Origin of the sequence: Roseibium sediminicola, from assembly GCF_023156505.1 — a bacterium.
GTDB lineage: Bacteria > Pseudomonadota > Alphaproteobacteria > Rhizobiales > Stappiaceae > Roseibium > Roseibium sediminicola.
Genome location: NZ_JALNMJ010000040.1, coordinates 1 through 22336, shown reverse-complemented (window position 1 = coordinate 22336; position 22336 = coordinate 1). Strand labels below are relative to the sequence as shown.

The 22336-nt window shown below is 58.2% G+C and carries 20 protein-coding genes and 4 pseudogenes; 8 read left to right on the top strand and 16 right to left on the bottom strand.

Annotation, left to right across the window (positions count from 1 at the left end; genetic code table 11):
* From M0H32_RS28275 to M0H32_RS28255, 5 genes are all read right to left on the bottom strand, one after another.
* The coding region (locus M0H32_RS28275; RefSeq protein ID WP_248160024.1) for a recombinase family protein at positions 1-282 on the bottom strand (282 nt) is incomplete at its 3' end.
* Positions 283-414: 132 nt separating this feature from the next.
* Complete coding sequence (locus M0H32_RS28270) at positions 415-1059, bottom strand: DUF6904 family protein (RefSeq protein WP_248160023.1); 645 nt, start codon at positions 1057-1059, stop codon at positions 415-417.
* 57 nt (positions 1060-1116) lie between these two features.
* Positions 1117-1539 (bottom strand): type II toxin-antitoxin system VapC family toxin, encoded by a 423-nt coding sequence (locus M0H32_RS28265; RefSeq protein WP_248160022.1) that lies wholly within the window; start codon positions 1537-1539, stop codon positions 1117-1119.
* Complete coding sequence (locus M0H32_RS28260) at positions 1536-1802, bottom strand: type II toxin-antitoxin system Phd/YefM family antitoxin (RefSeq protein ID WP_248160021.1); 267 nt, start codon at positions 1800-1802, stop codon at positions 1536-1538. The genes M0H32_RS28265 and M0H32_RS28260 overlap by 4 nt, the downstream gene beginning before the upstream one ends.
* Positions 1803-1890: 88 nt before the next feature.
* The gene (locus tag M0H32_RS28255) at positions 1891-3027 is read right to left on the bottom strand and encodes a site-specific integrase (protein ID WP_248160019.1); all 1137 of its coding nucleotides are present in this window, start codon (positions 3025-3027) and stop codon (positions 1891-1893) included.
* A gap of 191 nt (positions 3028-3218) precedes the next feature.
* Between M0H32_RS28255 and M0H32_RS28250 the strand changes: the two genes are divergently transcribed.
* Positions 3219-4106, top strand: coding sequence for a DUF1403 family protein (locus M0H32_RS28250; protein WP_248160017.1), 888 nt, complete (start codon positions 3219-3221; stop codon positions 4104-4106).
* A 13-nt stretch (positions 4107-4119) separates the two neighbouring features.
* The gene (gene scpB / locus M0H32_RS28245) at positions 4120-4821 is read left to right on the top strand and encodes an SMC-Scp complex subunit ScpB (RefSeq protein WP_248160015.1); all 702 of its coding nucleotides are present in this window, start codon (positions 4120-4122) and stop codon (positions 4819-4821) included.
* Here scpB and M0H32_RS28240 read toward each other — a convergent pair.
* The 3 genes from M0H32_RS28240 to M0H32_RS28230 are packed head-to-tail and all read right to left on the bottom strand — an operon-like array spanning position 4793 to position 8352.
* Positions 4793-5818, bottom strand: coding sequence for a TniQ family protein (locus M0H32_RS28240; protein WP_248160014.1), 1026 nt, complete (start codon positions 5816-5818; stop codon positions 4793-4795). The genes scpB and M0H32_RS28240 overlap by 29 nt on opposite strands.
* Positions 5815-6693, bottom strand: a complete 879-nt coding sequence (locus tag M0H32_RS28235) for a TniB family NTP-binding protein (RefSeq protein WP_248160013.1) — start codon at positions 6691-6693, stop codon at positions 5815-5817. The genes M0H32_RS28240 and M0H32_RS28235 overlap by 4 nt, the downstream gene beginning before the upstream one ends.
* A 6-nt stretch (positions 6694-6699) precedes the next feature.
* Positions 6700-8352 (bottom strand): Mu transposase C-terminal domain-containing protein, encoded by a 1653-nt coding sequence (locus M0H32_RS28230; RefSeq protein WP_425607372.1) that lies wholly within the window; start codon positions 8350-8352, stop codon positions 6700-6702.
* 451 nt (positions 8353-8803) lie between these two features.
* Between M0H32_RS28230 and M0H32_RS28225 the strand changes: the two genes are divergently transcribed.
* The 5 genes from M0H32_RS28225 to M0H32_RS28205 all read left to right on the top strand — a co-directional run bounded on the left by M0H32_RS28225 (position 8804) and on the right by M0H32_RS28205 (position 15050).
* The gene (locus M0H32_RS28225; RefSeq protein WP_248160011.1) at positions 8804-9199 is read left to right on the top strand and encodes a DUF4198 domain-containing protein; all 396 of its coding nucleotides are present in this window, start codon (positions 8804-8806) and stop codon (positions 9197-9199) included.
* Between the two features lie 22 nt (positions 9200-9221).
* The gene (locus tag M0H32_RS28220; protein WP_248160010.1) at positions 9222-10385 is read left to right on the top strand and encodes a lipase family protein; all 1164 of its coding nucleotides are present in this window, start codon (positions 9222-9224) and stop codon (positions 10383-10385) included.
* Between the two features lie 359 nt (positions 10386-10744).
* Positions 10745-12277, top strand: a complete 1533-nt coding sequence (locus tag M0H32_RS28215; RefSeq protein ID WP_248160009.1) for a heparinase II/III domain-containing protein — start codon at positions 10745-10747, stop codon at positions 12275-12277.
* Between the two features lie 375 nt (positions 12278-12652).
* Positions 12653-14332 (top strand): caspase family protein, encoded by a 1680-nt coding sequence (locus M0H32_RS28210; RefSeq protein WP_248160008.1) that lies wholly within the window; start codon positions 12653-12655, stop codon positions 14330-14332.
* On the top strand, positions 14325-15050 hold the full coding sequence (locus M0H32_RS28205; RefSeq protein ID WP_248160007.1) for a sulfotransferase family 2 domain-containing protein: 726 nt from the start codon (positions 14325-14327) through the stop codon (positions 15048-15050). The genes M0H32_RS28210 and M0H32_RS28205 overlap by 8 nt, the downstream gene beginning before the upstream one ends.
* A gap of 40 nt (positions 15051-15090) precedes the next feature.
* Here M0H32_RS28205 and M0H32_RS28200 read toward each other — a convergent pair whose 3' ends face one another.
* The 7 genes and pseudogenes from M0H32_RS28200 to M0H32_RS28170 form a co-directional block, all read right to left on the bottom strand.
* Positions 15091-16164, bottom strand: a complete 1074-nt coding sequence (locus tag M0H32_RS28200; protein WP_248160005.1) for a glycosyltransferase family protein — start codon at positions 16162-16164, stop codon at positions 15091-15093.
* Entirely contained in the window at positions 16161-18401 is a 2241-nt protein-coding gene (locus M0H32_RS28195) for a glycosyltransferase family protein (RefSeq protein ID WP_248160003.1), read from the bottom strand. Before M0H32_RS28195 ends, M0H32_RS28200 begins: the two co-directional genes overlap by 4 nt.
* Positions 18385-18798 carry a hypothetical protein gene (locus M0H32_RS28190; RefSeq protein ID WP_248160002.1) on the bottom strand — a complete coding sequence of 138 codons (414 nt, stop codon included), beginning with the start codon at positions 18796-18798 and terminating at the stop codon, positions 18385-18387. Before M0H32_RS28190 ends, M0H32_RS28195 begins: the two co-directional genes overlap by 17 nt.
* A gap of 296 nt (positions 18799-19094) precedes the next feature.
* A pseudogene (locus M0H32_RS28185) lies at positions 19095-19376 on the bottom strand (DDE-type integrase/transposase/recombinase); the annotation flags it as partial.
* A 204-nt stretch (positions 19377-19580) separates the two neighbouring features.
* Positions 19581-19880 (bottom strand): annotated as a pseudogene (locus M0H32_RS28180) (recombinase family protein); the annotation flags it as partial.
* A 137-nt stretch (positions 19881-20017) separates the two neighbouring features.
* On the bottom strand, positions 20018-20254 hold the full coding sequence (locus M0H32_RS28175; protein WP_248160001.1) for a hypothetical protein: 237 nt from the start codon (positions 20252-20254) through the stop codon (positions 20018-20020).
* A 14-nt stretch (positions 20255-20268) separates the two neighbouring features.
* Entirely contained in the window at positions 20269-20574 is a 306-nt protein-coding gene (locus M0H32_RS28170) for a hypothetical protein (RefSeq protein ID WP_248160000.1), read from the bottom strand.
* Positions 20575-21024: 450 nt separating this feature from the next.
* Between M0H32_RS28170 and M0H32_RS28165 the strand changes: the two are divergent.
* Positions 21025-21836, top strand: a pseudogene (locus M0H32_RS28165) (IS3 family transposase); the annotation flags it as partial.
* Between the two features lie 236 nt (positions 21837-22072).
* Here M0H32_RS28165 and M0H32_RS28160 read toward each other — a convergent pair.
* Positions 22073-22222: pseudogene (locus M0H32_RS28160) on the bottom strand (IS110 family transposase); the annotation flags it as partial.
* Positions 22223-22336: the final 114 nt, after the last annotated feature.

Here is a 22336-nt window from a genome sequence, read left to right as displayed (position 1 = left end):
AGCGCCATCGAATACAAAACTCCCACAGAAGCCGAGGAGGCCTTCTTTGAAAACTTGAACCGACTTGATAAAGCCGCATAATCTTTGAAACAAAATCTCTTCGGTAAACCCGGGGCGGTTCAAAGCACCGGATCCATATTCCTCCACGATTGTCTCGCAGCCGGCCGATCGCAGTTCCATCTCCTGCGCCTCTGTCGCCTGTTCGTCCGTGGAGACGCGCGCATAGCCGATGAGCCGTCCCTCAGGGCGATTTGAAGACTGTCTGAGCATTGATTTGGCCATTCGGGGCGCCTGAGAGCCGATAGGAGAGCGATTTTCCAAATAAAGAAGATAAGGATAACTGATCGTTTGTAGGTGTCTTCGGATGGCCTAACTGGATGTCTCGAAATTAGACTCGAAACAGATGTGCCAGTGCTACCATCGCGGATCGGGCCATTCCGCATTTTCCCAGAGTGCCATTTCATCGGGAGACATGAGGTTCGTCTCGCCGCGTCGAATCCGGAGTTGGTAAAAGCTGTCGTACATCGGGTCGAAACTGATCAGCAGTTGCTGCAAATTTGCCTTGCGCTGCCGTTTGGTCCACGAGCAAAAGATGGCACCGCGGCTTTTAAGCATGTCAAAGACGGACGGGTACGCAGGATTGAGGCGTTGCCAAAGGTCTATGATGCTTTCGCCTTGCTTGCCAAAATCCTCTCGAAGTGCCTCTTCGATAATTGCTTCAAGTGCATAGGCAATGGCTTGGACTTTGGCTGAATGATCGAGATAGCCGAGAGACGTTCTGAGCATTCTCTGTTGCATCAGCAGAACTGGCCATAGGATCCTCACACCGTAGCGGACACCCACCGCTTCTTGGTTTTGAGGAGGCAGCAGTATTTCGCGCTGCTGTTCAAAGGCTTTTCGAACGTCATAGGCCAAGCTCAAGAACATGCCTTCTTTGTCTCGAACAAGCGGAGACCGTTCATTGACATCATGCACAACCTCATGCAGCCAATTTAGGGACGTGTAATCGCCGATCAACAGAATGCCGGCATGATTCTTGAGCAATTGATAGGAGAGCAAGCTCTTTCACCTTTTTCCCAGCTGAAATTGATGTTGTGAATGCTACGAAGATATTTCTTAATCGGACCAAGGATTAAAGAGTTTGACGCCCAGACCTTCAAAATCCTTGATGTTGCGTGTTGCAAGAGTGAGGTCATATGCTTCCGCAGTGGCTGCGATCAGTCCATCCATTGACGACATTCCCCGGCCACTCCGCTTTGCATTGCCCATCAAGTCGCCCCAAGCCAGTGCGACACGTTCGTCTACCGGCAGGACTCGATTCACGAATCGAGATGGCAGATCCTGTGCGAGCCACTCTTCAAGTGCCTCTCGCTTCCGGCCAGTGTCCATGAGGGCTACACCACGACGAATTTCCGCGATTGTTATCACGCTGATGTAGGAATGATCTTCATCGAGGCCATCCAACCATTCGAGAACGCGGAGTTCCGGCTGCGGTCTTGTTACTTCTGACAGGACGTTCGTATCGAGCAGAAAGTTCACAGCGACAAGTCTCGAGGCTCGTCATTCTGGCGGTCGAGGTCGAGCTCGCTATTTCGGAGTGGCGATTCCATCAAGAACTCGGCGAGCGTGCCCTTGCGCGCGGTCTTGCGCTGCCATTCTTCAGCCGAGACGACAACGACGCTTGGCTTGCCGTTTCGAGTGATTGTCTGCGGCGTAGACTGCGCGCGCTCAATGACTTCTGAGAGCTTTGCCTTTGCGGTCGCGACGGTCCAATTTGGTTCATCGTGCGATGACGGTTGCATTTCTCACCTTCTAACTATAGTGACCATTATGACTATATAGTTTGCCGAGAGATTTATGGCAAGCTGCAAGGCAAGAGGGCAGGGGCGTTCACAGTCCGGCCGCTTTGGTGAGGTTGACCCGGAAGCGGTCCCGCCGGCGCTGGTATTTGCGGGTCATTTCCGCCGAGGCATGACCGAGCTGCTTCTGCACATAGCGTTCTTCAACCTCGGCGGACGAGGCGAGGCCAGCGCGGAGCGAGTGGCCCGCGAACTTTCCTGCACGATCCGCCTCGCCGAGGTCTCCGCACACGCCGGCGGCCAGGGCCGCTTTCTTGACGAGGCGCGCGACCTCCTGGTCATGCAGCCGATCCGGCCCGACGTCCTTGCCCTGGCGGCGCACCCGCCGGAACAGCGGGCCCTTTTCGATCCTGGAGAACCTGATCCAGGTCTCCAGCGCCACGGCCGGGCAGGTGGCGTCGGAAGAGCCGCGGCCGATTTCGACCTCGCGCCAGCCGGTCTTGCCGCGCAGCGTCACCAGCAGGCCCTTGTCCAGGATCTCGATCCAGCCGCGGCCGTCTTCGGTCTGGTCGCGGCCAAGGTCGAGGCCGGTGAGTTCCGAGCGGCGCAAACCGCCGGCAAAGCCGATCAGCAGCATGGCGCGGTCCCTGAGACCGCGCAGGTTTTTCCGATCGAGCGTTTCCAGCATGGCGATCAGGTCTTCCGGCGTGAGGGCCTCCTTTTGGCGGGGAGGGGCGGCGTGCTTGTTGCGGATGCCGGCGAGCACGGTGGCGATCGCGCGATCCTTGCGGTCGAGCCTTGCGCCGCCGCGCTGCGCGTAGTTCCAGGCGAGCGACGACAGCCGCCGCTCGATGGTGGCGACCGAAGCGGGTTTGCCGCCGCGGTCCACCGTGCCGGAGGCGCAGGCCGTGATGTAAAGCCCGACCACGTGCGGATCCGGGGGCAGGGGCGCAAAATTCTGGCGCCGGCACCACGCGGTAAAATGCTTCCAGTCGGAGGCGTAGGCGCGGCGCGTGTTGGCGGAGGACGCGGCTTCGACATAGGAGCGGGCCCGCTCGGTGAGCTCCTGCAGGTGTGCCGGCAGGGCTTCGGTCTCTTCCGGAAGAGGGGAGGGGATCCCGGCCGACGCCCCAGGCACCGAAACATCAGCGGAAGCCGCTGTGCTGTCAGACGGTGCGGCGTGTTCCTGAGGGTGATTTTCGGGGTTCTGGTCGCTGATTTGGGCCATTTCTTCTATAAAGACCAAAACGAACGATAATGCAACATTATCACTCTTTGTTATCCACCGACAAGCGGTGCGTTTTTTCTGCTCTTTCGTCGCTATAACCGCACGTGTCGTGTAGGCTTGCATTCATGGATTCGCGCGCTCCCATCCCCGCAGACACCGTCGGCATCCTCCGGCCGCTGCCCGGCTGGGCGGTGCCGCGGGGGACGATCGCCTGCGAGGCGGATGCCGCCTTCGCCGCCGGCATCGCCCTGAAATCCCTCGACGATCTTGTTCGAGTCAACCCGGCCTGGGCCGGCTGCTGGCGCGCCCGCCAGGCGCTGGAAAGCGCGGCCGCCGCCCGCCGGCTCTCGGGCCGCAGCGAGGAACCTGCAGCGCTTTTGGACGCGGTCCTGCTGACCGCCCCCGGCGACGACCCCGGACCCGCCGGCCGGATTTTTGGGGCGTTCAACAAACTGGCCAACAGGAATGGCGCGCTGACCACGCCGTTCCTGGTCGATCTCGCCGAGCTGATGGGGTTTTCCTTCGACGAGCACCTAGCCCAGTCCCTCGATCTGGTCGACGCCGCGCTGCAATCGGGCCGGGCGGCGCCGTTCGCCGCCGCCGACCTGATAACAGCGATCTGGTCCACCCGCCCCGATGCCGAAATCCTCGCCTTCGCGCTCGCCGACTGGTTGATCGCCCAAAAACTGTCCTGGGTTTTCTGCGTGCCGCTGCTGATGGGTCAGCGCTATTCTGCCGCCTTCCGCACGCCTGGCGACCGGGGACGGTTGCGTCCGGGCGATGCCGGTTTCCCGGCGGCCGTCTGCCAGGCCCTCGTCGAGGCGACCCGGACAGCCTTGCGCTCGGCCGGGGACATTGCCCGGCGGGCCGATCGCCTGGCAGCCGTGGCGCCAAAAATCCGGACGAAAGGCGCTGACGCCGTCTATCAGAAATTGCTCGGCGAGGTGGCGGTCGCCGGGACTGCGCCCGGAACGGGGCTTTCCCGGTGGGCGAGCACCCGGCTGTTCGACCGGCTCGAGAGTTTTGGCGCCGTCCGAGAGATCTCGGGCCGTCCTACCTTCAAGATCTATGGGCTTTGAGGGGACGAGGGTGATGTCTTCGACCAGGGCCCGGGGCCGGACAGCAAAGCAAAAAGCAGAAATACCGCTGGACCGGGAACTCGCTGACCTGCCGCCGGAGCTGCGCTGGCGCGAATGGATGCTCAGGGTGGAGGCGGTGATTTTTGCCTCCGCCGAGCCGGTCTCCAGGGAAGTCCTCGCCCGGGTCGTCGGCGAGGAGGTCAGCATTGATCTGCTGATCGACGATCTCATGGATGATCTTCTGGGTCGTCCCTACGAACTTGTCTCTGTTGCCGGCGGCTGGCAGCACCGCACGCGGGGTGCTTATGGTCCGGTGATCCGGGCCGCGCAGGCGCCGGTACGATCTCCAGCACCTTCGCTCTCCAGGACCGAGGCCGCGGTGCTGACGGCGATCGCCTATCTGCAGCCTGTCACCCGCGGCGAGCTCACCCAGCTGTTCGGCAATGAGGTCAGCCGCGACACCATCGCCGGCCTGCGGCAAGCCGGTTTCCTCGGCACGGGCCCGCGCAGTCCGAGCCCCGGCGCACCCTATACCTATGTCACGACCAAACACTTCCTGTCGGCGTTCAGCCTGAACACGCTGCGCGACCTGCCCGACATCGAGCGGCTCGAGGACGCCGGCCTGCTCAGCCGTCAAGCGCCAGAGACGGACCTGATCGCGCAGCAAGAGGACGCGGACGAGGCCCTCAACGAGGACGGGGAGGACGTTCTCTGATGTCACGATAGGCGGCCAGCAGGGCGGGCAGGTCCACTTTCGGTGCTCTGCGAGGTGGTGACGCCTGAAGGTGCCTGTCTCGCTCCAACGCTTCCACGAACTGCCCCATCAAGGCGCTGGTTCCTCCCGCCGCCAGGATCAGGCGCCGCCAATGCACGGCGACACCATCGTCTCCGGCCGTCAGCCAGGTGCAGGGCGTACGGGCGAGCTGCTCGAAGCAGCGCCTGCGCGCCGAGGCGGACAGTCCCGATAAAGTCGATGTTGGGGCGAGGCCAGCGATGGCCGGAAGACGCTGGAGGAGCGGGCTGCCCCCTAGTTTTCCAGTCAGTCTTCCGGTCACCGCCTCCAGCCGGCAGATGTCGTCGATACATCGCTCTATTCGCCGCGCCGCCGCGCTGACTGCAACCTTCGGTGCACGGCGCAGATCGGCCCCGCAGCGCACGCACAGATGCTGCGGGACGAGGTCGGGCTGGCCGGACGCCGCAATGCCGCTGCCGCAGGACCGGCATCGGTCGCGCAAGCCGCATCCATGGTCCGGACAGGAAATCCCCGTCGACAGCCGCCAGCGCCGGCGGAAATACGGCTGGGCGTCCTCGGCCAGACAGCAAGGGCAGTATTGCAGCCAGGTCGACCTGCCGCGGCGTCCGCGGCTGCGAAGCGGCAGGAGCAGGGGACGCCAGGCAGAGCGCGTCAGCGACATTGCCACGAGCTTCTGCCGCGAGACCCCGGTATGCGTGAGGAGGCAGGCCGCAACGGGCGTGGGAAGCCGGAGGTCGAGAGAGGCGGACCACAATCCTGATCCCGGTCCTGATGCTGGTCCGAGCACCCGGGCGAAGTCCCGGGGCGCAACACCGTTGGCGATGGCCAGACGATGCAGCCAGCTCGACAGCAGCTCCTCGGACTGCGGCGCGACGATGACCGGCCACCGATGCGAGATGACATCACGGTAGCGTGCACCGATGCCTATCTCCAGACCGCGGCCGCCTGCCGCCGTCACAGCAGGGTCTCGCGCAGCAACGGATTGCGACGCTGCGAGATCGGCACATGGCGCAGAGCATCGATTCCGGCCGGCGTCATCCGCTCCTCTCCGGATCGGATGGCTGCAACCGCCGCCTTGGTGACGATCGCGACGATCTCACCGATCAATCCCTCCGAAAGGCCGAAGATCCGCCGCGCCAACGGTTCGTCCGACAGGTTCGACGGTCGTGCCAGCGGCAAGGCCGCCTCGAGACTGTCCAGAAGCGTGAGATAGGCCTCGTCATAGGGCCAGCGCGGCACGGCGAGAAGATCGAACCGGCTCGCCATCTCGTTGGTGGCGTTGACGAAGTCGTAGACGGCCACCTCTCCGATCAGAACCGGAGAGACATCATATTGGCGGCCGATCCGCCGCAGGAACGCAAACACCGCCTCGATGTCCCGTGTCCGGCCGCGCAGCGCATTGTGGAACTCGTCGAAGATCAGCACCTTCGGTTTGAGGCTGGCCAGCAAATGATCGGTTTGCTCGGACTGCCGGCGAAGAGGCCGGCAGTCGCCGAAGGGCGCTCGCAGGGCCTGAAGAAGTCCGGCGTAAAAGTGACCAAGACCGGCCCCCTCGCGTGTCTGAACGACCCATACCTTCTGGACCGGTGAGGTTCTCAGATGTTCGACCGCGAAGCGCTCGGCGATCATTGTCTTGCCATTGGCATAGGGTCCGACCAACATCAGTCCCTGGGTCCGCAACGACAGCGGTCGCAAGAGCAACTCCTCCAGCCGCCGGTGGGCGTCCCTGGCAACCTGGTGCCCGATCCAGCGCGGCGCGCGGACATAGGCAACCCGCTGCTCCGGGTTCCGGTCAAGATACGGCCGGACATGGTCGAGCAGATGATCGGCCATGGCCGGCTACCAATCCTCCACCGGCAGTGTCCGCTTCCGGCGCACGGGATGGTCGGCGGGACCCGGTGCCGGCTCCTGCAGGGCGTCATAGGGCTTTGTCGCCGCGCCGGCGTGGGCGCTGCGGACGGCATCGCGCAACTGGCGCTTCGACGGTTTTGCGGCTTGGACAACGGTTGCGATTTCCCGGCGGAGCGCCACTTTTGCCACGCTTGAACGGTGGTTTGCCGCACGCCGGCGGACGCGCTCGCCCTGATGCTCCCACAGGGTCAGGGATGCAAGCGCGCCATCGCGCCGGCCGACGGGCCGAAACCGCCTTGTGTCCGGATCCCGGACATAGACATGGCTGATGTCGCGGGGATCGTAGCGCACGTCCAGCTTTCCCAACCGGTCGCGCTGTGGAACGAAACTGCCGAGCCACGGCGCGTAGCAGTGCAAGGCAAACAGGCTGATCCCCTGCGGTGACAATTGCCGTTCCGTTCCGGGCAGGAACGACAGGAGCACGCCCTGCGGATCGTCCCCGAAGCGCGGCAGCCTTGCAGCGTTACGGTGCCATTCCGTCATCGGCACCTTCAGCGTCTTGGAATTTTCCTGGCAGTTGTGATCGAGCACGGCGAGAGCCACGCACCGCTCCAGCTCCGCGAAGGTCAGCCGGGCGCGCTGCGCGCACGGATAGTCGTCGCGATCGGCAGTCGAACGCCCGGACGACCCCGGACAGGTGGCGAGAACCGCGTTCAGCTTGCCCAGCAGCCGCTCGACCACACCGCCCTGATGAACCCGGCCCCGATCGCGATAACGGATGCGGATAGAATAGTCGTCACAGCCGCGTTGGAATGCGTGTCCCTTGAACTCCCGGGCGGAATCCGTAACAAGCAGCCGCGGCCGGCCGAACATGGGCCAGGCATGATCGAGACGGCGGGCGGCCAGCCATGTGTCTTTCGGGCACAGCGCCTGGGCGAGGCAAAGGGCGACGGACAGGACCGAAGGCTTTTCCAGAGTGAGGCAGAAGCCGAGAATGCAGCGGGTCGCCACGTCGGTGACGATCGTCAGGTAGGGCCGGCCGACGAACAGCCCGCTGCCGTCGACAACCTCCACGAAATGAATATCGGCCGGCGTATGGTCGATCTGGCAGACGTCGAGCGGACGCGCTGCCTGAATATAGCCCGGCCGCGGCTTCAGCCGGTGCAGGTGCTTCGGATTGGCCGACCGCTTCCCGGCGATCTCTTCGGGCGAAAACAACACCGGGATCCGCCGGGCGACCGTGACATAGGAGGGTTGGGGAAGTCCGGCTTCCTCACAACGGGCGCGGATCTCGGCGACGGCCGGAGCAAGGGGCGGGGCTTCCAGCGTCAGCCATTGCGTACGCAGCGTCGCGGCGATGATGGCCTCGATCTCTTCGGAAAGCCGTTTGCGCCGGGTTGCGGCACTGCGCGGCACCAGCGCGCTCACCCGGCGTTCGCCGCGATAGCGGGCGAGCAGATTGTAGACCTGACGCATCGACAGGCGCAGCTCCGCCGCAGCCCGCGCAATGGCTGGCTGCCTTGGACCTGAGCCATCGAGAACCCTGTCAAGTTCACGGGCGATCCGACGCGCCGTCGTCCATTGCGCGTCCGATACCGACCGGATGGCCGTTGACGCCTGATCGTGAAATCGTTTTGGCAAAACCGGACGGTCACTGAAATCGTTAGCGAAAAAACACGTCACATCTAGACGCTAAACCTAACAGACCAATGACATTTGCCCGATTGAAATGCCAAAGCAAAAGCCACATCCGGCGTCGGACATTAATCATCGAAAAAAGGTACCAGAGTTCCTAAGTTTCGTGGAACTCTACCAATCGACGTATCCTCAGATCGAATCCGAATCTTCTGTGCGTTGCTCTCTTGCGTGGACGCTGCAACAGCTCGGTCTGGCTTGCCTTTGGGAAGCCGGCACGGTTGTCTTTTCGAGTGCAAGTATGATTTAGTCTGGCGATACATTTACATCCGAAGTGTCTTGTCTTCGGATATTTTAAGATTGGGCGCTTGACCCGATGGCCAGATCGTCTGTTTCTCGGTACAGACTGGTGCTTTTGGTAGCCACAGTCGTCTTAGTCCTTTTGGGAAAGAATGCCATGGCTCTGTTCGGAACGAATGTTCTCTTTTCGGAAGTGTCAGGAACAGTAATTTTAGATGGAAAGCCAGTCGAAGGCGCCAAGGTTGTTCAGATCACCCTATGGTCGAAGCCTGGAGAAGTTCCCGAAATTGCCGTGTCAACAGACAAGAACGGCCATTTTTCCTTTCCTGAGATCAGCCGCTCCGCTGGTTTTTCCAGCCTCTTCCCTGGGGAAATCACCATCGTCCAGAAAATCATTATCGAACTTGATGGCAAGGAATACCGCGGCTGGCTCAACACCAAGACAAATTACGAACGAGAAGGCGAGCGCAATCGCCCACTCCGTTTCATTTGCGATTTAAACCATACGCCCAGCAATACCGGCGATGATTTTGGAGTTTGCCGACTCGCTTAGCGTCGAAAAGTGGAGAACGCCGTTGTCCCTTGCCCTGTCCCCAGCTCAAACGGTCCAGTTGGCACAAAGCGCCTATGTGATGCGCCTCGATACGGATCTGCTAACAGCAGTCCAGGCCTCCGGCCCCGGCGGCGAACAGTTTGACATTGCGTCCGGTACGCGCTTCACCGGCGTTTCAGGTCTCAACATACCGGGTGGCTCGAGCAGGACGGGATTCGGCTTCGTTGCACACGGCAAGGCTGGAACACCCAGACATGGTGAAACGCTCATTTGCGTGCGTGGTACGGAAATAACTTCCGGTCACGATCTCATGACGGATGCGCATATGAGTGCCGCACGCAGCCCGCTGGGGCTACCCGTCCATGAAGGCTTCAGAAATGTCGCGGTAAGCATCCTCGGGCAGGTACAAACCGCACTGCGCGGAAGAAATCCAGGAACACTTCATATCGTTGGTCACAGCCTAGGTGGTGCAGCCGCCACAATCCTGGCGGAAGCGCTGATCGGAACGTCGAGCATCAAGCTCTACACCTACGGTGCGCCAAGAGCTGGATTGGATAGCCACGCACAGGTCGTCACGGCCGGTCTTGGGGCCCACAATGTTTTTCGCGTCTATCACGATACAGATGTTGTGCCGATGCTGCCGATTTTTCCATTTTGTCACATACCTGTTGGAGAGGTGGCGTATTTGCTACGCGGGCCCGGCGCGCTGGTCAGCAAAGATGCTCATTTCCTGGTTTCCTACCGCAAATCTGTCGGCCTGAGTGACTGGTCGGGTCTGCCGGTGATTGCCCATCGCCGCTTCTCGCTGGATACGGTCGACGATTTGCTGTTCCAAGCTCAAACGGCGGCTGTCGGACCCACAATGCACTCGATCGTCGTCTTGAGACTCATCGAAAAAATCCTAGGAATGTTACTTGATGCCGCTGGTGTGATTGTCGGCCTCACCTTTTTCGGTGGCGCAACCGTTCTCGACAAAATGGCAGCTGCATTGACCAACATGGCAGCCTCTTCGCTCGCCGCTGCCGAGCGAGTTGTGGAGTTCGTGAATGTCGTCATGCGGTTCCTTGGCAAGCACCTGCTCGAAAAAGGCGCAAAACTCACCGTGGCCTTTTTGCGCTGGTTGCTGTCGATGCTTGTCTCCGTAATCGGTGGATTGGCAACGCAGGCGATAGCTAGCCTACGCTAAATCAAAGGAAGCGTGACCCGGTCATGAGGCTATTGCCTCCCCTTAAAATCCAAATCCTAGGTTTTCGTGACACACATCTGTGATAGTCTACAATGGAATTTACCCGCCAAGGTGTGATCAAAACACCCCTTAGGGGTCTTTCTTCCCGCACTTTTGTCCCCGCTGGAGTTCTCAAATTACCTGACGATGAACAGACACGGGGCGGTTCAAGGTGCGCAGGTATGCTAGAAGTGGAACATGGACTGTGAGTGCTGCCTCATCCGGCCGGACGCGTTTAGCTGTTGAAAAGACTGCTTGTATGCGGCGGCGAGCCCTCTCATCTTTGGATTGAACGGTGCAATTCAGGAAACTGAGCCAGATTGTTTCTACTCGGAAAAAATGCACAACAGCTCCTTCGGCGGAATGCGTCCCGGGGGAATGGCTGGAGGGAACTGGCCGAAAGCATCGTTTCCTCGGCCTCAGTACTCGACGGAACCGATTTGCCGGTCACCTGGGAGGAAGGGCGCGAGGTGTTGCTTCCAACCGCAAGAACCCTTGCCCTCAGGAGTCAAAGTCTTGTGGTCGCGCATGTCCTGACAGGAGAGTTTTCTTTCCTGAAGACAATGCTTTCCGACGGTCTAAAAGCGGCGAGACTAGCCAATTGGAATCCGGAACACTTTTTGGACACAGCTGAAATCGCTTTTGCCGTTGCCTGCATCTCGAAATGGTCACAACCTATTGCGAGCCGGAGCCAGTTGCAGGAGCTGGAAAAGGTCCTGCACGAGCGAGCCGTGAAGCGAGGCCTATGGTCCCTGCGCGGTGGATCGAACTGGACTAGGACACCGGGCAACTGGAACATCGTCTGCAACGCTGCCCTGACCGTTGTCGCAACGGCGCTTCGCGAGAAGTATCCCGACGACTGCACCGAACTCCTGGAAAGAGCCGAGACCTCCTCGCGCATCGGCCTGAGCGATGTTGGTCCCGGCGGTGAGTGGAAAGAAGGCGTCGTCTATCTTGACCATTCAGCGCAATTTGCCTGGTTTGCGACACTTGCGACTGGCTCGAGTCATTTTCAACCCATACTGGATTGTGGCGAGTTTCGCGCCGCGATGACAGGGCCGTCGGGCATGGTCGCGGATTTCGGCGACGATCTGCCGGTTTGCGCGCCCCCTGCCGTCGGCCCCACCGGGGCTACGCCGGCGGGATCCCTGCCATTGAACCTTCTGTGGGGCGCGCCGCCGACCCGGGCTCCTGACCGGTATGTCGGCCGGACCGCCGCCTCCCTGCGGTCTGGACGTCATTTTCTTGCCGTCCGGCTTGGCGACATCCGGCACGCACACGCGCATGCGGATCTCGGCAGCTTCATCTGGGAAGCCAACGGATGCCGGCTGATCGCCGACCCGGGCAGGTTGCGTTACGACATCGCCGGTTACTTCGACCCGGATACCAGGTTCCATATAAGCGGCGTAACCGAACACGCCCATAACTGCATTGCCTTCGAGGCGGTCGCACAAGGCCCGGCGACGACGGCTCGAGCTTCCTTTGAGGACGACACCCTCCTAGTCACGATTTCTGGTGACGGATACATATTGCAACGGTGCTTTCACCTCGAAGCTGATGGTTCCCTGACTGTGCTCGACCGGCTTGTCGATCAGGGTCTCAGCAGCGGCGATGCCATCTGGACCTGCCACGTTCCGGGCCGACATCTCGGGGACGGCACGTTCGATGAACCTGGCGGTGCAACCCTTAGTGCAATGCTTCCGGGCCCGGTGGACCAAACGACATTTACAAGTGAAAAGGCCGATGAAGCACTGCGCCAGAGATGTTCCAAATGTCCGCTGACGCGCATTCAGGTATCGCTTACGAAAGATCAGCTCCGGCAAGGTGTCCGGTCACAATTCATCGTGATGTAGATGCGGTTCTAGAATTCGAAATAAGATCCGGCGAGTGCTGGCAATTTTGGCGTATTTCAAATTCACCACACCTGAGCCGTGCATCACCTTGACTCGGAAATCCATTCGTGTGCTAATTGGTTATTGTTTTTTCATCTGGGGGGATGAAAATGATCAAAAGATCAGTCGGCAAGTTTTATTTTATGGCTGCTGCATTTTCTTCGATGTTTTTTCTACTAGGTTGTCAGACCACCAATCAATCTCCCGAGGTTCAAGATGCGAGAGCCAAGGACAGAGACGCGAAATGCAACGTTAACCGCAGGGATTGGGTTCGTGCGGGTTGTGCGATCGGCGACTACTAAGAACCTGTTTCAGAAATGGTTTGGAACCGCCCCCTTGCTGGCGTTGTTCACCCTGCTTCTTGTGCTAGCGCCAGCACAGGCATCTGCGAAACGGTACGCTCTGGTCATCGGAATTGCAAACTACGATAACGTGACCCCCCTGAAGAACCCAGTTGAGGACGCACGTCTGATGGCGAAATCCCTCAAGGAGGTGGGGTTTGAAGTCAGTCTGGTGCTGGATACAACGGTGTCCGGGTTCAATGTGGAGATTGACCGCTTCGTCAGCTCCGTCCCAAAAACTTCGACCGTCCTTGTCTATTATGCCGGCCACGGGATCCAGTATGCCGGTGAAAACTATCTGATAGCCTCGGATGCCAATATCGAAAGCTTGTCGGATCTCAAGCGCGCCGGCGTGTCCGCCCAGGCGCTGCTGAAGAAATTGCACAATACCAACGCGCGATCACTGATCATGGTGCTCGACGCCTGCCGCAACAACCCACTGGATGAAGTCGAGACAGCCAATATGTCTCGCGCCGTAAGCGGCCTGAAACGCGACTCCGGGGTTTCGCTGGGCGACGGGCTGGCACGCATTTCCGAAGGCCGACCCGGAACGCTGATTGCCTTTTCGACGGCACCGGGTGAAGTTGCCTTCGACGGAGAAGGGCTCAACAGCCCTTACACATACGCACTGGCGGCTTCAATTCGCAAACAGGGGATTTCGATAGAACGTGTCTTCAAGGAGACCCGATCCAGTGTCGTCCAAAACACCTCCGGATACCAGGTCCCATGGGAGAATTCGTCACTGCTGGAGTCTCTGGTTCTCCTGCCGAATGAGGGCCAGGCGGAAACCGAAAGGGCAACCGAGTGCGATCTGGCCGCGGCACATCCGTCAGACCCAGACAGGGTTGGACCGAGCGTTGATTATAGGAGCCTTGATCCACAAAGGGCAATTCCCGCCTGTGAAGTTGCCGTGACGACGTTTCCTGACAATCCAAGATTCAAGACCTTGCTTGCAAGGGCCTATGACCGGGCTGGCCGCGGTGAAGATGCGTTTAGAATGAACGAGCTGGCAATGACGGAAGGCTATCTGGCAGCGTGGCATAATCAGGGGAATCTCTATGCCAAGGGTCTTGGTGTACCGCAGAACTATACAAAGGCATTCGAGTTCTTTCTATATGCGGCGGAGCGCGGGCATCCGGAAGACCAGCACAACATAGGTGTCGCCTACCTACTGGGACGCGGAGTGCCGGTGGATCACGTTGCGGCCCGCCAGTGGTTCGGCAGGGCGACGGACCAGAACTGGGCAGCTTCGATTAATCGCCTTGGATTGATGCATGAGCGCGGCGAAGGCGGTGATCCGGACCCGCTGGCCGCAGCTCTTCTCTACCAGCGGGCGACCAACTTAGGTGACCGGAACGCGATGGTGAACCTCGCCAACGCATACAGATACGGCAAGGGAATAGAGGTCAATCAAGCTCGCGCAGTCGACTTGTTCGAAAGATCCGCCCTGCTCGGAACGAGGTCTGCCTTTATGAGCCTCGCCATCATGTATGCCGAGGGTGAAGGCGTGGAGAAGGACGATCTGACGGCCGCCTTCTGGTACACCCTTGCCTCGAGAGAGGGCGACCCGGAAGCTTTGGAAACACTGCTCAGGATCAAGTCCTCGCTCAACGAAAGGCAGCAACAGGAGCTACGGAAAAAGATTGAGGACTGGGACCACCGGCAGTTTGGTTGAAGAACAAGAACTTGGGCGGCCGCACATTACTTTCACGTGGCGTGGCAAACGCTTCGTGTGGTGCCATATTCGCAAGAATGGCTCCTCGGCTCTGCTTCGCTTCATCGGCGAGCTTCTAAAGAAGAGCTACCAACCCGTCGACATCTATAACCTCCCCAAGAAGCCCCGGCATTTACCCCATGTCCGGAGCGTTCAAGATCTGCGGGATGGCGACCGACTTGTGCTGGTTCATCGTGACCCCCTGCAACGCTTCTATTCGGCCTTCTGTGATAAGATCATCGCCCAAAGGGGCGCGGAACATCTTCTTGCCAATGTCGGAGAGAAGATTGCCGATATCGAGACTGCGACGCTAGAGTCTTTCATAGTCGGCTATCTGGCCGACGCCCCTAATGAGGTCGATCCGCATTTCTTGCCCCAGGCGTCCCACATGTTCAACGTCTGCTACCGGGACGAAATCTCGATAGACGATCTCTATTTCTGGGTCGAGGAGAATTTCGGAGCGGGTCTCGCCAGAAAGTACTTCCTCGCGAGGACCAATGCGCTGGAAGAAAAGCGTTTTCCGCTTGAACAGGCTAGCAGGCGACCGGTTGCCGAATTGCGTGCACGCTATCGAGAAACTCGGGCTTTTCCCCGGTCGGAGGATCTTCTCTCGCCAGAAATCGTGGCGAGACTCCACACGGTCTATGCGTGCGACGCGAGGTTTCTCGTTTCTCATTGAGACCGGTAACCATCTGATTCAGATGCCGTTTTCGATGTTCTTACTGCTGCTTGCTCAACAGCGCAGCGATGTCAAGGGCACCATTTGTCCAGTTCACGTCATCCGACCTAGTCGATACTTGGTTCGCGAATTCGGGCGAGAGGAGCTGCCCAATCTTCATTCTGATCTCCTCCTGGGACGCATCAAAGTCCATGGACAGGGCTAACCCCTTATCGACGCTCCAGTTCGCCCGCAAGTCCTGCCTGTCCATTTCGGGCGCCGTGTTGGGGACAAAGAGGGTAGGCATGCCACCGAGAATGCATTCGTGAAAACTGTTGTAGCCTGGAGCGGTAATAAAGGCGTCGAATGCCTTGGACAAGGCGAACGAGGGATAGATGTTGACCGGTTTCACCCGTCCGGTGTCTGTTATCGGGTTCTGACTACGTTCCAAAGGTGACTTCAGGTCGAGGATTTCAACCGGAAAGTCCAAAAGCACGTCGATCAATTTTTGTCTGAGCGCCTGCGTTCTATCGCCAAAGGAATTTCCTAGTTGCAGGGCGACTACGCGAGAGGCCTCCTGAACGTCAAGAATTCGTCTGGCGGCATGCGCTGGCTGACGTTGGTAAGGATTGACCAGGAGCACGGGTGGCACCGACACAACTTCGCTGCGCTGGTCAGTGGTCGGCCCGGCATCAAACTCCTGCGCAAGATCGGCGGGCTCGATGATGGTGTCAAACCAGCGCGCATTTTCAAGGAAGCGGCGATGCTGCTCGGGCCAGAAGCCCCTGCGTACCCAAATCTTCTGGGCTGTGGACTCCTGCAGAACCGTGCCGAATCCGGTGAAGACGACTGGAGAATCAACGATGATTGCAGACGGTTCTAGCCTTTTTTCTAGCGCTGCCACTTCCAGCCCGAGTGCAATGTTCCAGTCCTCGATATCAAGACCGTTATTTGCATGGTGCTGGTGCCAAAGCCCGGCGATGCCGAACTGCCGCACCAGGGCAATTCCATAGGACTGGGTATGAAAAACCGGAACAACACCCGCCGAAAGCCGTGTCGCGATGGCAAGCTGTCGGCTGAGATGACCCAGACCGACCCCGTTCGAGGAGAGGAAAAGGACCCGGTCCCTGATCACTGTCTCACCGCCGGGTTGCGGTCGGTAAAATGTAGTCTGGCGTGGTCCTCGACAAACGCAGCGATCTCGTCGGCCCCGTTCTTCTTGCTTGCAAAGAGCCTGCAGGCCCGCCGCATCGACTCGCGGGCATGGGGGTCAAGCAATTGACTGAGCAGTTCGCATAGCTTCGGCTGATGCAGATCACGCCGCAAAACCAAGCTGCAGCCAGCCAACTCCGCCCAGATTGCCCGATTAACCTGCAAGTCCATGTCTATGCCCTCATTGGGTACAAACAACGTCGGAATGCCGCCGATGATGTTTTCATGAAAGGCATTGTAGCCCGCAGCCGACACGGCGGCATCAAAACCGTTTGAATACCTAAATGCCGGAAACAGCTCAATGGGGATCACTCGCTCGGCGTAGGGCTTCTCCGATAGGACTCCTGTGCGAATGGGCGATGTAATATCCAGGATCAATACTTCCGAATTTTCTAGGAGGCCCTCGACAATCCTGGTCTTGAGGTCATCAAGCGCGTAGTTGTTGCCGCCGCCCAGTTGCATGGCCACGACAATCGCATCCTCGGACAGGCCGAGTGCCTGTCTTGCCATGGGACGTGGTAGCCTAGAAGACGGATCGATATGAAGCACCGGGGCAACTTCCAGAACTCTCTCTCGCTGCGAGGTTGTAGGTCCCAAGTCTAGCTCCTCGGCGAGTTCACCAGGTTCAATCACCGCGTCGAACGCGTTGAGCGCCGGTAGAAAAACGCGATGGGACTCCTGCCACATCGCGCGTCGAACCCAGATGCTGAACGCCGCGTCGTAAGTTTGAAATGCGCGTATCGCACCGTCGAAGGCAGCGGTGGCGTCATACATTATTACGCGGGGCTGCAACCGCAGCAGAAGTTCCAGCAGTACCTCGGCTAGATGATCGTTCCAGTCCTTGGCATCCATGCCGCTGTTTCGGTGGTGCGGCAGGAATTCCGTGGGATATCCGGACAGGACCGTAATCTTCATTGCGTAAGAAAACGTCACAAAGACGGGACGCAGCCCCGTCGGCAGCCTGTCGGCAATTGCAAGTTGCTGCACGAGATGACCCATTCCAATGCCGTTCGAGGAAACGAACAGGACATTGGCATCGGGAAGGTGCGGCAGAAACTTAGGCCCCGGTATACCTGAGCCGATTTCCGCGACGCCTCCGTTTTGGCGACACTCCGCCAGAATACGCTGCAATCTCTGCTCGAACTGGTGCTCGTTGTGACGTTCGGCGAATTGCCTGGCCCGGTCGGATGCGTCCTGCCAAGTGTCAGGATCACCGGTTAAGTCAGCAATCGCCTGGTCAACATCTGCCAACTCGGCATAGGTGGCATTATCCCCGAACAGACAGCGGAAATGCTCTGGCAATATGACAGGAACTCCCGTTGCCATTGCTTCCAGCGTGGTGCGACCAAAGGCCTCGACCCACTCGGAGGAATGAAAATAGACCCAGACATCCAACGAAGACAGGAAATCGGATACCGCTTCACCGTTGAATTCGATCATCTCCCAGTGCGGCGGAAGAGCCCCGTATTTTTCAGAAAGATACGGCCCTCCCCCCAGCATCCGCGTTCTCCGACCGAGACGGTCCGGCCAAGCGAGGAGAGCCTCATCCAGCGTATCTGGCCATTTTTTTGGATCCGGGCGGGAATGGCGCCCGACAATAACAGTGTCATTCCCGCTACGCCCTTTGCGTCGAGGCCACCGGTGTAATTCGATCAGATTGTCCCAGTTTTCACTCAAGACACGAGCGCCGTTGGGAAGCAGGACGGGCAATCCGTCCCGGACAACCTGTGACACCGGCGCCAGGTCCACCCGCTCGATACCGAATGCCATTGCAGCATGCTTCTGAATGAATTCCAGTTCATACTGTATTCGTCCAGTCGCATCCTTGACGGGATGGTGCAGCACGACAATGATCCGGCCGGTGCGTACTCGCGGCCTTGGCCGCATGATATTGTCGAGAATGGAGGGATGGTGAACCAGAACAAGGTCGGCTTGGATTTCGGCGTCCGGATCTGTCCTTTCTACGAGACCGGCATCCAGCACCTCGCGAATTTCCGGATGGATGGGAAATGGATGGCCGATAATCGGACCGCGCACCATCATCAGTCCAGTCCTGTAACCTGCTCTGGCAGCGACCCTCAATTCCAGCGCGAGTGCCGTCGAACTGCCGCCTTCGAAGCGTGGATCCGCGACGAACAGGACATCAAATGTCTGTTTCATCCGATGTAATCTTTCTAATTTCCCGGGAATGATGGAGAAACCGCTCCACATTGGTTCCGTATGCAATCACCTTCGCCGGCTTCCACTTGATCAGCAGTAGGTTCCATTTTTCTGCAAGATAATCGGCCCAATCCATTAGCTCTCGATACTGGTGCTGCTCCTCCAGCGGGACGAAATATTCCCATGCCGCGTTTTGAGCCAGGAGTGCGTTGAAATCGTTCGTCGAGACCAGGTAGACGATCTTGAATCCGGGAGAGAACCGCTTCGAAATCGTCGCAATGATTTCCTCGTGGTCCCGCTCCGGAACTTCAAGCATTGTTACTAGCAAGGTCGTTTTGGCAGCCTTCGGCTCCTGCTTAACCTCACAGGAGGACCGCTTAAACAGCGACCGGAACATGTCAGCACAAGCCGAAATTGGAAGCAGTGAACCTGCCGCCTGAAATGACTTTCAGGGAACGCAATCCGATGAACATCAAAATCCCCCTTTGGATGTCTGGAATCCGATATATTTATTTGCACGCAGAACCGAGCCGAATTTTCCACTGGGAAGTGAGCCACTGGCTTGCTCCCCTGAAAGTTCCTCGTTTTGAGTTTAGTCTGTTCACAACTAAAGGAAACAGAGGATGAAGCATACTAGGGGGTCTTGTCACGTTAACCGCGTGCGGACACGACGGGACGGTGGGTGCCCAATTATCAGTTAGCGCCGGTCACGGCTTTCCATTCTGCCATGGCCAGAAGGCGGTGATTGCGAATGCCTTGAGCGAAGCGTTGTGAATGGGTAGGAACGAAGAGGTTGCGCAGAGCCGAGAAGATCGAGGCGAAGCGTTGCAAACTTCCCGGCGATTGGAAACCCTGCATCATTCGCTCCCGTTTTCGCAGCGGCACATGGGAATTTTCGGCCCGATTGTTCAACCCCTTGTGCGACCAATGCTCGATGTTCGCCATCACCTGTCGCTTGGCGGCTCCATAGGTTCTTCCTCACTTTGTGTGGTTAACAGATCGTAAGCACCGCGTTTGGTACGTGCGGGAATGCACGCGAAATCAAAATGGTCACCCGGCCCGGGGTCAACGTTCTAGTTGTCTCACTTCAAAACGACGGTACTTGGGCCGTTTCTGCGGTTGGGAAATCAGTCGGAATTTGTCCGGATTGTTGTACGCGATGCCGTCATCGGCACGGCTGGCGCTCTCGCTGTCCAGGTCCTCGGTCAGGCCCTTGAACTTGATACCGTCAGCCCGCAGCTTATCGATGGTGCGCATCATTTCGACCAGGGAACGGCCGAGCCGGTCGAGCTTCCACACCACCAGCACGTCCTCCGACCGCAGATAGGCGAGGGCAGCTTCCAGTTCCGGGCGCTTGCTGCCCGCTTTGCCGGATTTCTTCTCTTCAAAAATTTTCTCGCATCCGGCACGCACCAAGGCGTCCCGTTGCAGGTCCAGGTTCTGGTCGGCGGTCGAGACGCGAGCATATCCGATAAGCATGTCCAACTATTACCCAATACCGTATATTGGACAATAGATTTCAAGACATATTTTTTGGACACAAAACCGAGTCAATCCGACCGGTGAGAGGAGGGGTGCTGCACCTGTCTATTAAACGGTCGTTTAATAGACTCCGTTTATTGCATGGCTTTGAACCCGTCTTCTAGAAGTTTCCAGTGTGGGCCGTTGGTAGGTTCAAGCCAATTCTTAGCAACCATACTTTCTAACGTCGATACGATATCGTCATTTGAGAAACCGAGGTTTTCAAGATTTACCTTAACTTGCACGACTGGGAATATTTGCCCTGCCTCGATGTCATACTTTTTGATTTGGCCGAGTATTTTATACTCTAAATCTACGGTTTCCCTATCCATTTCATATCCTCTGCTTATTTAGTGTTTTCGTATTCCATTCCCATAATGGTGCTGCCTTTGTGCTGATACATTTTCAATCGAATACTTGCCGAACACATTTCACATCTAAAACGAACCAACAGACCCTGGCGTCGTGGGCTCGGATTTCCGTCAATTTCTTGATTGATGTGCACGTTATCGCCAGTGATCAAGACGTGAGTGCCAGTCTCGGCATCCTCGTTACGTTCAAAGGCCTCAACCTGAATTTGGTGTAGATTTTCAATGTCGCAAGCCGGACAGCGCAGCACGCCCGTATCCTGAGAAAACGGGGAAAGTTCCATTTGCTTTGTTGGCATTAATTAGCCCTTTCGCGTTTCAACCAAGGGATATGTAGCTCGATGGTGTGAAAACGTTAACGGCTCTTAACTAATTTGGAGCCGGATGATTTGCAGGATACCGAGAGAATTACGGGGAAATCTATGTGTCTAAGCACTTAATGCCTAACGGCTTTGAGGCCGCATCGGAAGGTTTGTGCGTAGAATTACCCTAAGGGTGAACGGGCAGAGAACAAACCCGCTGCCGGTTATACCGTGGTAGCAAGGCGAGCGCAGCCAGAAAGACAGCGGCTGACAAAAGGGGCTCCTGGAGCAGCTACACCTCATCCAAGGGTCGCGCCCATATCAGCGCCAGTTCTCCCCGCTCGCGGACCAGTAAGTTGGCAGCAGATGACCTGCTCCCCTGAAAAGTCCTCGTTTTGAGGTTAGTCTGTTCCCAATTGAAGGATACAGACGATGAAGCGATCCAGGTTCTCCGAAGAACAGATCATCGGAATTTTAAAAGAGCATCAGGCGGGCATTTCGGCCGCCGAGCTTTGCCGCAAATACGGTGTGAGCGATGCGACCTTTTACAAGTGGCGTTCGAAGTATGGCGGCATGGAGGTGTCTGAGGCCAAGCGGTTGAAGGCCCTCGAAGAAGAAAACGTAAAACTGAAGAAACTGCTCGCGGAGTCGATGATGGATGTGTCGACGCTTCGCGAGATGCTCGGAAAAAACTTCTGACGCCTGGCTCAAGGAGGAATGCCGTGAGCTGGGCAATTGAGACCAGGGGATATTCGCAACGACGGGCCTGCGGGTTGGTTGGCATCGATCCGCGCGTGTACCGCTATCGATCCACAAGATCCGGTGATGCTGACCTACGCCAGAGGCTGAAGGAACTGGCCTCGGAGCGCAGGCGCTTTGGTTATCGCCGGCTGCACATCCTGTTGAAGCGTGAAGGCATCGAGGCCAACTGGAAGAAAGTCTACCGGATCTACCGGGAAGAGCGTCTCACGGTGCGCAAGCGCGGCGGCCGGAAACGAGCTTTGGGAACGCGAGCGCCGATGGCCGTGCCCCAAGCCGCCAATCAACGTTGGTCTCTCGACTTCGTCTCCGATGCTCTGATTGATGGGCGCAGGTTCCGAATCCTGTGTGTCATTGATGACTTCAGCCGCGAATGTCTGGCAACGGTGGTCGACAACTCGATCTCCGGAGCCCGGGTATCGCGAGAACTGGACGGTATCGCAGAGCGTCGTGGTCGATACCCCTTGATGATTGTCAGCGATAACGTCCTATGTCGGGAAAATTTGGCTGCTTAGGTCAGCAGGTCGAGTGGCATCCGGGCGACCGGATACCTTGATAAGGTTGCCCAGACGGGTTCTGCCGTCAAGAAATGATCTCATCCATAGCAAACACAGGGTACGCGCAGTGGCGGCCCTCACCGTCCTTAATACGAGATCCCAAATCCCAAGCAGAAGGCCCGAACATTATCTACGAGGTCAGATAGCCTGCCTCCACGGCACAGTCAGAGAGAGGTCCTTCCGCCTGGGCTCACCCCCTCGAAGAAGGGGCGATAGGGTTCGCCGTGATTGACCACGGCGTGTACGGTGCGCGCCATCTTGGCTGCGATCGCGGTGTAGGCCTTGCGGCGCAGATGAGCGTTGTGTCGATCCTTATCTGTTTGAATTTTTGTAGATTGGTTTTGGGAGGGCCGGTTGCTGCCCTCCCAAGTGGGCCGGAGACCGTACGATCCGCGGTACGTGGCAGTCCGTTCGAAGCAAGGCTCCCG